Raw genomic sequence first — 11,359 nt, 5'->3', positions numbered from 1 at the left:
ATCGAGGCCGGCTACCAGGACTTCGCCGACCGCTGGAACCCCATCCTGGACGTCTTCGACGAATGCGGGGTCCGTTTCGCCCACGAGGTCCACCCCTCCGAGATCGCGTACGACTACTGGACCACCGTCCGGACCCTCGAGGCGATCGGGCACCGGGAGGCGTTCGGGCTGAACTGGGACCCGTCGCACTTCATGTGGCAGGGCATCGACCCGGTCTCCTTCATCTGGGACTTCAAGGACCGGATCTACCACGTGGACTGCAAGGACACCAAGCTCCGGCCCACCGGCCGGAACACCGTGATGGGCTCGCACCTGCCCTGGGGCGACCCGCGCCGCGGCTGGGACTTCGTCTCCGCCGGACGCGGCGACGTGCCCTGGGAATCATCCTTCCGCGCCCTGACCGCGATCGGCTACGACGGCCCCATCTCCATCGAATGGGAAGACGCCGGCATGGACCGGCTCCACGGCGCCCCCGAGGCCCTCGCCGCGCTCAAGAAGTTCGACTTCCCGGCCTCGAACACCTCCTTCGACGCCGCCTTCAAGCAGTAAGGCGCTACGGCCGATGCAGCGTTCCAAGAAGCTTCGACAGTGCTGTTTAGGGCAGAGGGTACAGCAGGGGCACCCGGGACTCATAGGACCGTAGGAAGGATTATCTAAACGCATGTGACCATGATCCGTCTTAGAGCATATAAGCGAAGGTGCAGCGCCATCTTGTCGTCCGCTGCTCACCACGAGCAGCCTTCGGCGCCGACATGGCTGGCGAGCTTTGTCCTCACATCCATAAAGGAACAGCGCACCGAGAAGGATCGCCGCGGCGGCGGATCCCAAGCAGCACAGCCCAGCTCTAGCTCCATCTGCGCCAAGCGGGCATCACAGCGGACTCCCTGCTACCCATCGGCGTGCCGGTGTCGATGTTCCCGCCGCCGAGGTTCAGGACGCGGCGGTTGACGCCCGCCTCCGCAGTTCATCGGACAGTCCGATCGTGTTGATAGCGGGCGCCCCAGTTCTGTCCAGAGTCGTGATCACTAGCGGCCTACAGATCGTTCATTTCGGCTTCTGCCTTCAAGGACTCGATGTGGGACTAGGTGGTTGTTGTTCGCGACGCCACTCAAACGGTCCCAGCTACTATCGACCGCTCTGGGCGATCCGCGCTACTTGATATTGAGGAGACAGCATGACCCCGTACATTTGCCCGGCAGCCCCGATTCCCGTGCGGGCGGTGATGACCTGGTTCAGCGACGAATGCGAGCTTCTGGTCGAGTGCCGAGGAGACATCCCGCGTTCCGGTTCCTTCATCGTGGGGCTCGAGGTGAAGAGCGATAGCGGGGAGATCCGACACTGTTGCATCGAGTATGCGGACGCTTCGCCGGCCGGAATCTTCACTTTCGACCTTTGGTGGAACCTACAGTTTGCACATGACTTGGGCACTGTGAAGATGAGAGGCCCCCTTCTCGAAGGACGGTTTCCGGCATGGATTTTTAGCATGCCGGGCTCGGCGCCGTCGTTTTCCGTCTTCTGCATTCAGAACGGGGTGACCACCGCAAGCGGCGTTCAAGTCGAGCAGACCTCAGCCCAGAATGGCCGGACCCCGTAGTGGGTAACCTCGACCATCCCGTTACCCGGTCAGCCCGCCGGTGGACAGTAAGTACTGGGTGGTCAGACCGTTTCCACTTCCACGCCAGCTGACCGTAGGGACTCGAGCATCTGTGGCTCTATGCCATCATCCGTTAGGACGAGGTCGATGTCGGCCAACCCTGCGTGTCTCCAATTGCTGACCCGTCCAAATTTACTGTGGTCCGCCAAGAGGATCCGGCGGCGGGCGCTGGCACACATCAGCCGCTTCACTGCGGCTTCGGCGGCATCGGGCGTGGTGAGACCTCGGTCGAGTGAAACGGCGCTGGCGCCCAGGAAGGCGACGTCCACATTGATGTCGGCAAGGGCCCGGGCGGCCCAGTCATCCACTTCCGCTGAAGTAACCGGGCGTACCCGGCCACCGAGGGTGTAGATCGTAAGGAGAGGCGAGTCCATCAGTGCCAGCGCGATCGAGAGCGTGTTGGTGTAGACGCTCATCGCCCTGTCCCGGGGAAACAAGTCAGCGAAACGTGAGGTAGTTGACCCTGCGTCGATGAGCACCGACCCGTCGGCAGGGAGGTGACGGAGCGCCGCGGCGGCTATTCGGGTCTTTTCCTCTGTGAAGGCAGTTCTGGAGGCAACGGGGGGCTCGTAGGTGAGCCGTCCGACGGGTACTGCTCCGCCGTGGACCCGCTTGATGAGCCCTAGCTGCTCAAGGGCCACCAGATCCTTGCGGACGGTTTCGTTCGTGACTCCCAGTTCCAGGGCAATAGCTGTGGCATCGGCACGCCCTTCCGTCCGAAGCTTCGTCAGGATGAGTTCCCGCCTTTGGTCGGGAAAAGGGACACGGGTGTCGAGACGTGTGGTGGCGGGGTCTGCGGCTGGGGTCATGGCGGCCTCCTTCAAGTGTGGCGTCAATGATGTACCCAACCGTGTCACGAAAAGTGCCCTAATGAGAAGCCAGGTTAAAAGCAACCTTGGCTGGTTCACCGGAGGACCTCTGATGAACGTGAAACTTTAGCGACCGCAAAGGGTGCCGGGGCCATGTTTCGGTAGGAACGCCCGCCATGATCCCCGCCCGCGCGGCCCTCCCTTGGGTATCCAGTTGGTCCCTCCAGTCGTCACCCGCCGTTAGATGGCGAAAATGGTCCAGTTTGCGATGTGCGTCGCCCCGGGCAGGAGGTGAACGACGTCTTCGCCGGAGTTGAACGCATCGGGCGGGCAGCTCATCGGTTCGACGGCAAGTCCGAGCCGGTGGCGCTCAGCGACCACGTGGTCGGCGGTGTGGACCTGGACCCAGTCGCAAGACCGATCCCAGCGGATTCCGACACCGGATCCGCCGGGATCCGTGAGCCGAACCGTTGCGTTCCCCTGCGGATCCCGGACGAGGTCGGTGAATGGATGATCGATTTCGACGCCGCCCAATGTCCGTGCCTCGCGGAAGTCAAAAGGCCCGTCAGCAGCAGGGCGCCGGCCCAGGGGCAGAAGCCGGTCGGGGGTGACCTCCAGGAATGTGTCGGCCGGCAGCTCGAGGCTCCAGGAATTGAGTGCTGATTTCCCGGCCACCAGGTAGGGGTGCGGACAGATCCCGTAAGGTGCGGTGTGATCGCCCGTATTGGTAGCGGAGACTCCTGTGTGGAAGCCGACATCGTCCACCCGGTAGGTGACGTCCAGCAGCACCGAAAACGGGTAGCCTGCGCTCGGACGGATTGCGTGCCGCAACCGGATGCCCGAAGGCTCGGACAAAACCAGCGTCCAGGGCTGTTCACAGACCAGACCATGTAGGGCGGCGTCGCGTTTTGGTTCGTTTACGGGCAGCTGAAGCTGCCGCCCTTCATAGGTATAACGTCCACCCGCGATGCGGTTCGGCCATGGGGCCACCAACGCGCCGCGGTAGTCGGGAACCGGCTCGTCTACCGTGAACCCCACAATGAGGTCGCGGCCCCGGAATCGGAGCTGTCGGACGGTAGCCCCTTGTTCTGTTATGACTGCGGTATAGTCGGCCGCCGATATTTCGTACTGCACCCCGGTGGCGCCGATGCTCACATTTTGGGGTGTCTTCACGAGGTCGTCCTGGCCGGTCGTCCCGACTGCGTTTCCTGAGCCTTTGTCCGCATATTGGCCTTCTAGCCCCACGATTGTTCGGACATGTGTCGGAAGGCAACCTCAAGGATCCGGATGTGCCGCGGACGCGAGAGGGCGAAGAGCACGACCTCTGCGACGTCGGCTGGAGTCATCATGTCTTCCAGTTCAGGCATGCCCGGCCGGCGCAGGYCGCGTCCCATCCCGAAATTGCTCGCGACACCTCCCGGACAGATATTCGTGCAGCGGATGCTGCTGCCCCTGAGCTCGTGATCCAGCGACCGCGTGAATCCGACCTGGGCGAACTTGGTCGCAACGTATGCAGCTTCATCGGGCAGCCCGCGTCGGCCCGCTTCGGACGCGACGGTGATGATATCCCCTGCGCCTCTTTCCTTCAGGTAGGGAAGCGTGGCTTCCACGGTGTGGAAGAGGCCCGCTACATTGACATCTGTCATCTCCTGAATGTCACTGTCGGGGGTGTCGATGAAAGGTCCCCAGGAGCCAACCCCGGCGTTGGCGACGACGATGTCGATACCTCCAAAATGCTCGACGGCCCGCTCGGCGGCGCCCCTCATCGCCTCCCTATCCCTGACATCGGCCGCAACCGTCAAACTGTTGGGAAGCCGGGGACCCGAGCCGGATCTGGACACGATGCATACGGCCGCTCCTGATTGAGACAGGGTTTCCGCGACGGCGGCGCCGATGCCGCCGCTGCCTCCCGTGATGAAAGCGGTTTTGCCCAGCAGGGGCAGGTTGACTGTCTCGTTCATGATTTCCCTGTCCTAGGTGAAGAAATAGTTTTCAACGCTTCACGTACGACCCGTGCGGTCCTGGTCCGCGCTGGTGCCAGGTACTTGCGGGGATCCACCAACTCCGGGACGCGGAGCGCCTCCCGTACGGCCTCCGTAAAGGCGATGTTGAGCATGGTCCCGATATTGATCTTGACCATGCCGGCCTCAATGGCGAACGCTAGTTCTGTGCTCGGAACACCCGAAGATCCGTGTAAGACAAGGGGCACGCCAACGGCGTCGCTGATCCGCCGGATCAGGTCATGGTCGAGAAGCGCGGTCTGAGCGGTCATCGCGTGGGAGCTGCCCACGGCAACAGCAAGCGAGTCGACGCCGGTGGACCCGACGAAGGCCGCCGCTTCCGCCGGATCGGTTCGCACGCCGGGGGCGTGCGCACCGTCTTTTCCCCCGACCTCCCCCAACTCGGCTTCAAGATGCCAGCCTTGGGCTCGGGCAAAGGAAACCGCTCTGCGTGTAGCGGCAATGTTTTCCGCGATGGTGAGCTTCGATGCATCAAACATGGCTGAGGAGACCCTCGTTCCCACTGCTTGCTCGAGAAAATGAAACTCTTCGATATGGTCCAGGTGCAAGGAGACTCGGGCATCCGACGCTTCCGCCATGGCGGCTAATCCGGCCAGCAGCGGCCTGACCTGGCCCCGGTGGAACCTGACGCAATTTTCGCTCACCTGCAGCACGGCAGGAAGCCCCATTTCTTCGGCGGCTTCAACGATCGCCTCGCCATGTTCAAGATTGATGACGTTGAAGGCAGCCAGCCCGACTCCGCCGGCCATCGCCTCCCCCAACAACTTTCCGGTGTGGACCACAGGCATGCAATTCTCCTTAATTAATTTCCCGAAACCCCGGGACGAAAGCTTTGTAGGCGGCTGTGATCACAGGACTTTCGGGTGTGACCTTGACAACACTCCAACCAAACACAAGAATAGCCAATAGAACGCAATAAGCAATGGCGCAAGGAGGAGGTGAAGCAATGGAGCTAACAGTCGGTCTGGATGTGGGAACCACCTCGAGCAAGGCAGTGGTTGTCAATGATGACGGCAAAATCGTGGCCCAAGGCAGGGCCCGGACACCATGGGTCCGCTCGCAAGTGGGCGTCCAAGTGGCTGCTTGCGATTTGTTGGAAGCCGCGATATCTGCTCTTTCCTCAGCTCTGGCGGATGCCCCCTCAGGCCGTGTGGCGGGTTTGGGAATCACCAGCATGGGCGAGTCCGGTGTGCTCCTGGATGCCCAGGACCGTCCGCTCACCCCGATAGTCGCCTGGCACGACACTCGTGACAGCCAGGAGCTGGCGGACTTGAGGAACCACATCGCTGAGGACGAATTCGCAGTACGGACGGGCCTGCCCTTGCAGGCGCAATGGTCGCTGACGAAACACCGGTGGCTGCTGGACCATGATCCCGCCGCCGCGTTAGCCGTGCGCCGATTGAATGTTGCCGAGTGGATTGCTTTTTCCCTCGGGGGCGACCCGGTGACAGAGCAGTCATTGGCATCACGCACAGGTTGGCTAGATCTGGCGACGCGAGCCTGGTGGAACGAAACGCTCGAGTGGTCCGGCCTTGGCGTTTCGCTCCTGCCGGAGTTGGTCACGGCAGGGACGAACATCGGCAGCGTCGCGGCGACGGCGGGTTTGAGCCGCCTAACAGGAGCAGCCCTCACCGTCGCAGGTCATGATCATCAGGCCGCGGTGGTAGGGGCAGGCGCCGGAAGCGCGGGCAACGTTCTGGATTCCTGCGGCACGGCCGAAGCCCTGGTACGAACGACGGATCCGGGCCTGGAGCCGCAGGCCATCCTCAAGCTGACCAAGGCCGGCATCACCGTCGGCTGGTCCGCTATCGCTGACAAATGGACACTGTTGGGCGGCACGCAGGCCGGGCTGATCCTACAGACCACCTTGTCAATGCTGGGACAATCTATTCAAGACATCGAACGCCTGGACGGGGAAGCTGCGGGCGGCAGCTCTGGAACCCTGAGCTTGAGCGGGGACGACGCGGCGTCACTGACGCTCCACGGCATATCGGGCGACGTGACTCCGTCACTTGTCTGGCGGGCCGCGGTGGACGCGGTCACAGCCCAGGCGGACGAAGTCCACGCAGCGATGAACGCCGTGGTCGGTCCGCATGCCTCCATGGTGGTGACTGGTGGATGGTCCCGCAGTACGGCACTCCTCGAGGCCAAGGAGCGCGCCTTCGGTAAGGTGCGGCTCTCCTCGGTCCAGGAGACCGGAGCCCGCGGAGCGGCCCTGTTTGGCGGAATGGCTGCGGACCTCTTTGGAGGCATTCATGACTTTCCGATGCAGGCCCACGCTCCCGTTGCGGCTGTCCCGCAGCAGGGCTCCCCCGCCGGCCCGGACACCACCTCAAAAGACAGGGTGCCGTCATGACCGAAATCGAAGACGCTTCCCGTCAAGACCAGCGGATGCTCTATCCGGAACAACGCCGGGAATTCATCCTAACCGTGCTCCGTACAGAGGGACGGGTCGACGCAACAGGAATCGCCGAGGACCTCGCTGTAACCAATGAAACGGTCCGAAAAGATCTGGTGTTCCTGGAACAGTCTGGCCTGTTGCGGCGCGTACATGGGGGTGCGGTGCCCGTCGGTCGCCTGACCTATGAACCCGCGGTTGCCAGACGCACTGGCTTTGCCGAAGAAAAGACCCGGATTGCCAAGGCGGCCATGGAACACCTTCCCCCGGGCGGATCAGTGCTGATCGACGCAGGTTCGACCACTGCGCGTCTGGCGGATCTATTCCCCCGCGACCGGGAGATGACGGTTTATACGAACACGCTCACCATCGCGGCCTCCCTACTTGACCGTCCTCTGCTGACCGTCTATACGTTTGGCGGCCGGATACGGCCGCTGACGGCGGCCCAAGTGGACCACTGGGCTGCAAGGTCCCTCGGCGAGATCAATGTTGATGTGGCTTTCCTAGGAGCAAACGCAGTGTCCGTGGATCGCGGGTTGACTACTCCGGATCCTGCAGAGGCAGCCGTCAAGAGGCTCATGCTTTCTAGCGCCCGCAAGCGAATCCTGTTAACTGACCACAGCAAGTTTGGCTGCGTAAGTAACTGCAAGCACGCTGATCTGGCCGATATCGACCTCATTATTACCGACGAAAGCGCGGACAGCCGCGAACTGAAGGCCCTGAGAGCGGCGGGAGTCGAGGTGCAGCTGGCATGATCGTGACCGTTTCACCGAACCCCAGTGTGGACCGGACCATGCGCGTCGAAGCGTTGCCCCATGGAGAGGTTGTACGCAGCCTACGGGCCTACAGCGAGCCGAGCGGCAAAGGCGTGAATGTAGCGGTAGCCCTGCACTCTCACGAAATCGACGTCCTGGCGGTACTGCCCGCAGGCGGTTTCTCCGGCACCCAAATCACTGGAATGCTGGCCGCGATTGGCGTGCCTTACCTGGCCGTTCCCATCGCGGGCGAAGTCCGTAGCAACGTCAGCCTTGTGGAACCCGACGCTACAGTGACAAAAATCAATGAGCTCGGCCCTACGCTCGACCGGGCGGAAGCGGCATCCCTGGTCGCCGCGGCCCTGAGCGGCGTTGGCGACGGCGACTGGATGGCCGTCTGCGGGACCCTACCTGCAGGCGAAGTCGAGTCTATATATACAGAGCTGGTAGTCGGCGCACGCGTGCGGAACGCACGCGTCGCCGTCGATACCTCGGGCGAAGCCCTGCGGAAAGTGCTGCAGTACGGGCCGGACCTGATCAAACCCAACGCCAGCGAGCTCGCCGAGCTCACCGGCAGGGCGCTGGAGAACCTCGGTGACGTCGTCGACGCCGCTGCCGAACTCCGGCAACGAGGTGCACGGGCAGTCCTGGCCAGCCTGGGATCCGACGGAGCAATCCTCCTCGACGATTCCGGCTGCTACTACGGTCGCGCGCCGGTCGATAGCGTCGTCAGCGCCGTCGGCGCCGGCGACGCACTGCTAGCCGGATTCCTGGCCGGCGGCGGAAGCGGAAGCCAAGCCCTACGGCAGGGCATGGCGTGGGCGGCTGCCGCCGTCCAACACGAGGGCACCCTATATCGGGGCCAAGGCGTCCCGATAAAGGTGGAAATCAGCGACGATCCCGACCGTACCCGAGTCCTCAAGGAACCTTGTACCGACTGGTATCAGCCGGGAGAATGCCCCCTCTAGTCCCCCAGCAGTCTCTATGCCACGGCGGTGATCTTTACGCCCGCCATCTGGCTTGCACTCCACCAATTTGTGGCTACACCCTACCCAATTTAGGAGCATCATGGTTACAAAACGCGCTACGCGCTTCACTCTCATCTCCTCCCTGGCTGCCGCGACGATGATTGTCGCGACGGGATGCGGCGGGACAGCGCCCGCCGCATCATCTTCCTCCAACGAAAAGGGCCTGATCGGCATCTCGATGCGGTTCATCGCCGGAAACTCCTGGCTGAGCACCATGTCCGACGGCGCCGTCAAGTCAGGCCAAGCCAAGGGCTACACCATGGAGGCGGTCGATGCGCAAGGAAGTGCGCAGACCCAGATCCAGCAGATGCGCACCTTCATCAACAAAGGCGCCAAGGCGATCATCATCGAACCCGTAGGTGACCGTAACATTGCCAGCGGCATCGAAGCCGCCAAGGCGGCCGGCATTCCGGTCATCGTCGTCAACGACAGGGTCTCGGACGAGCTCGCCGCGAAGGTCTCCTGCAACGTTCACGACGACGGCGAGGCTACCGCAGCCCTCGTGGGCGAGAAAGCCGCTGCCGCAGCCGTGGCGAAGAAGGGCGAAAACTCCACCATCAGCCTGTACATCCAGGCGTTGTTCCCCCAGGAACTGGTCACGCAGAGCCGGGAGAACGGTTTCATGGCCGGCTGGGAGAAGTACATGGCCCAGCACCCGAGTGTGAAGACCAAGCGGATCCCCAACAACTACGGCGAAGCACTGCCGGACAAGACGTTGGCCGCCATGCGCAACGTCCTCGCCGGCAACCCGGATATTGACGTCGTGTTCAACCAGACGGACGTCGTCATGCCCGCCGTCACCGAGGCCCTCAAAGGCTCCGGACTAATGGACCAGCAAGGCAACACGAAGGTTGTCATCGCCGGATTCGACGGCGGAATGGACGTCATCAAGAGCATGGCCACCAACCAGTCTTCACCTGTCGTCGCGGACGGTCTGAACCAGCCTGCTCTGCAGGCGGGCTACGCGGTGGATGAGGCGATCGCCGCCATGTCCGGCAAGCCGACCGGGAAGTGCACCGGCTCACCGGCCACGCGTGTGCTCCCCGCTCTCGCCGTCACACCACAGGACGCGTCCAAGTACGTGACCGAGGGCCTCGCCTTCGCCGGCCAAGAGTAAGCAGGAGCAATCATGACTGCGCCCGCTGAGACTGCCTCACGGTCACTGATCGCGGTGGCCGGGGTTTCCAAAGCCTACCCCGGCACTCAGGCCTTGAGTAATATCGATCTGCACATCATGCCTGGAGAAATCCACGGCATTGCCGGGCAGAACGGTGCCGGGAAGTCCACACTGGTAAGGATTCTGTCCGGAGTGGAAAAACCTGACTCCGGAACAGTCCTCCTTGACGGGGCCCCCGTCAGTTTCGACAATCCACATGCGGCCCAGCGGGCGCGGATCATGACGGTGCACCAGGAACTCAGCCTGATGCCACACCTTTCCGTAGCCGAGAACATCTACGTCGGCGAGCTGCCCCGGACAGTGCTTGGAACTGTCGACTGGCGGGCGGTCCGGTCGCAGGCACGCGAACAGTTGCTCCGCCTCGGGTTCGATCTCGACGTCCGGGCCCCCGTCGGTTCCCTGCCGATCGCACACCGGCAGGCAGTGGAAATCGCCAAGGCTGTCAGCGGCAACGCCCGGGTGCTGATTCTGGACGAACCGACCGCTACATTGCCCCGGCACGACGTCCGCCAGCTGTTTGACCTCCTCAACCAGCTGAAGAACCTTGGCATCGCCATCATCTACATCTCGCATCATTTCGACGAAATGTATGAAATCTGCGACAAAATCTCCGTGTTTCGTGATGGCAGGCGGGTGGCGGTCCATGAGGCCGACGCCAGCCGCCATGACCTGATCCTGCAAGCAATGCTGGGCGGAGTAAGTACGGAACAGTCGGCGAAACTGCAACTGGGCTCCAGCGAGACGCCCCGCCTGGGTGTGGGCCGAACCGCCGGAGAGGTAGCCCTGGCCGTCAGGGGGCTCCGGGACGGCCATGACCTCCATGGCATCGACTTGACGCTCCATCGCGGTGAGGTGCTGGGCGTCGCCGGCCTGTCCGGGAACGGTCAAAGCCAGCTGGCGGCGGCCCTGTTCGGGGCGGAGAAATCGACCCAGCAGAGTTTCGAGATTAACGGCCGGAAGCGGCACACAGCGGATCCCGCAGAATCGATCAGGCTCGGCCTCGGGCTGTTGCCCGAGGAACGCAAGACCCAAGGCCTGGCGCTCACGATGTCCGTGACCGAGAACATCACCATGGCCTCACTTGCGAAATTTTCACCCGGGTTCTTCCTCAACCGGGGCAGAGAACACAGGGCCGCCCTCCGCATGCGGGACGCGCTGGCCATAAAAGTGGCGTCCGTAAGGCAACCCGTCGGCAACCTCAGCGGCGGCAATCAGCAAAAGGTTGCCCTCGCCAAGTGGCTGATCAGCGGTGTCAAGACGCTGATCATCGTGGAACCCACAAGAGGCGTGGACGTGGGTGCAAAGCTCGAAATCTATGAGCTTATCCGTCAGTTCGTGGAAGACGGCGGCAGCGTCATCGTGATCACCTCAGAAATCGATGAAGCGCTCATGTGCGACCGCGTGCTGATCCTCAGCCGTGGCCGGATCTCCGGGTCCGTGGACCGTGCCGAGATCGACAAACACGGCGAAGCCGCCGTCCTCAATCGATTCAACTGATCACCCAAGAACCAGTTCTA

General features: G+C 62.7%; 11 protein-coding genes. 7 read left to right on the top strand and 4 right to left on the bottom strand.

Annotated elements, in window-relative coordinates; translation table 11 throughout:
- A partial coding sequence (locus tag AC1DZQ_RS15540) for a sugar phosphate isomerase/epimerase family protein (RefSeq protein ID WP_476964342.1) occupies positions 1-549 on the top strand: 549 nt, incomplete at its 5' end.
- Between the two features lie 625 nt (positions 550-1,174).
- Positions 1,175-1,594: a hypothetical protein gene (locus AC1DZQ_RS15535; RefSeq protein ID WP_476964341.1), complete on the top strand. Its 420-nt coding sequence runs from the start codon at positions 1,175-1,177 to the stop codon at positions 1,592-1,594.
- A gap of 62 nt (positions 1,595-1,656) precedes the next feature.
- Here AC1DZQ_RS15535 and AC1DZQ_RS15530 read toward each other — a convergent pair whose 3' ends face one another.
- The 4 genes from AC1DZQ_RS15530 to AC1DZQ_RS15515 form a co-directional block, all read right to left on the bottom strand.
- Positions 1,657-2,463 carry a DeoR/GlpR family DNA-binding transcription regulator gene (locus AC1DZQ_RS15530; RefSeq protein ID WP_476964340.1) on the bottom strand — a complete coding sequence of 269 codons (807 nt, stop codon included), beginning with the start codon at positions 2,461-2,463 and terminating at the stop codon, positions 1,657-1,659.
- Between the two features lie 240 nt (positions 2,464-2,703).
- The gene (locus AC1DZQ_RS15525) at positions 2,704-3,618 is read right to left on the bottom strand and encodes an aldose 1-epimerase family protein (RefSeq protein ID WP_476964339.1); all 915 of its coding nucleotides are present in this window, start codon (positions 3,616-3,618) and stop codon (positions 2,704-2,706) included.
- An 80-nt stretch (positions 3,619-3,698) separates the two neighbouring features.
- On the bottom strand, positions 3,699-4,424 hold the full coding sequence (locus AC1DZQ_RS15520; protein WP_476964338.1) for an SDR family oxidoreductase: 726 nt from the start codon (positions 4,422-4,424) through the stop codon (positions 3,699-3,701).
- Positions 4,421-5,272, bottom strand: a complete 852-nt coding sequence (locus AC1DZQ_RS15515) for a class II fructose-bisphosphate aldolase (RefSeq protein ID WP_476964337.1) — start codon at positions 5,270-5,272, stop codon at positions 4,421-4,423. The genes AC1DZQ_RS15520 and AC1DZQ_RS15515 overlap by 4 nt, the downstream gene beginning before the upstream one ends.
- Before the next feature lie 134 nt (positions 5,273-5,406).
- Here AC1DZQ_RS15515 and AC1DZQ_RS15510 point away from each other — a divergent pair, with 134 nt between their 5' ends.
- The 5 genes from AC1DZQ_RS15510 to AC1DZQ_RS15490 all read left to right on the top strand — a co-directional run bounded on the left by AC1DZQ_RS15510 (position 5,407) and on the right by AC1DZQ_RS15490 (position 11,339).
- Positions 5,407-6,840 (top strand): FGGY-family carbohydrate kinase, encoded by a 1,434-nt coding sequence (locus AC1DZQ_RS15510; RefSeq protein ID WP_476964336.1) that lies wholly within the window; start codon positions 5,407-5,409, stop codon positions 6,838-6,840.
- Positions 6,837-7,637 (top strand): DeoR/GlpR family DNA-binding transcription regulator, encoded by an 801-nt coding sequence (locus tag AC1DZQ_RS15505; RefSeq protein WP_476964335.1) that lies wholly within the window; start codon positions 6,837-6,839, stop codon positions 7,635-7,637. The genes AC1DZQ_RS15510 and AC1DZQ_RS15505 overlap by 4 nt, the downstream gene beginning before the upstream one ends.
- Positions 7,634-8,605: a 1-phosphofructokinase family hexose kinase gene (locus tag AC1DZQ_RS15500; RefSeq protein WP_476964334.1), complete on the top strand. Its 972-nt coding sequence runs from the start codon at positions 7,634-7,636 to the stop codon at positions 8,603-8,605. The genes AC1DZQ_RS15505 and AC1DZQ_RS15500 overlap by 4 nt, the downstream gene beginning before the upstream one ends.
- Before the next feature lie 100 nt (positions 8,606-8,705).
- Positions 8,706-9,782: a sugar ABC transporter substrate-binding protein gene (locus AC1DZQ_RS15495; protein WP_476964333.1), complete on the top strand. Its 1,077-nt coding sequence runs from the start codon at positions 8,706-8,708 to the stop codon at positions 9,780-9,782.
- A gap of 12 nt (positions 9,783-9,794) precedes the next feature.
- On the top strand, positions 9,795-11,339 hold the full coding sequence (locus tag AC1DZQ_RS15490) for a sugar ABC transporter ATP-binding protein (protein WP_476964332.1): 1,545 nt from the start codon (positions 9,795-9,797) through the stop codon (positions 11,337-11,339).
- Positions 11,340-11,359: the final 20 nt, after the last annotated feature.

This window comes from Arthrobacter sp. P1_C12_2, from assembly GCF_056406415.1.
This window is presented reverse-complemented; position numbering and strand designations above follow the sequence as displayed.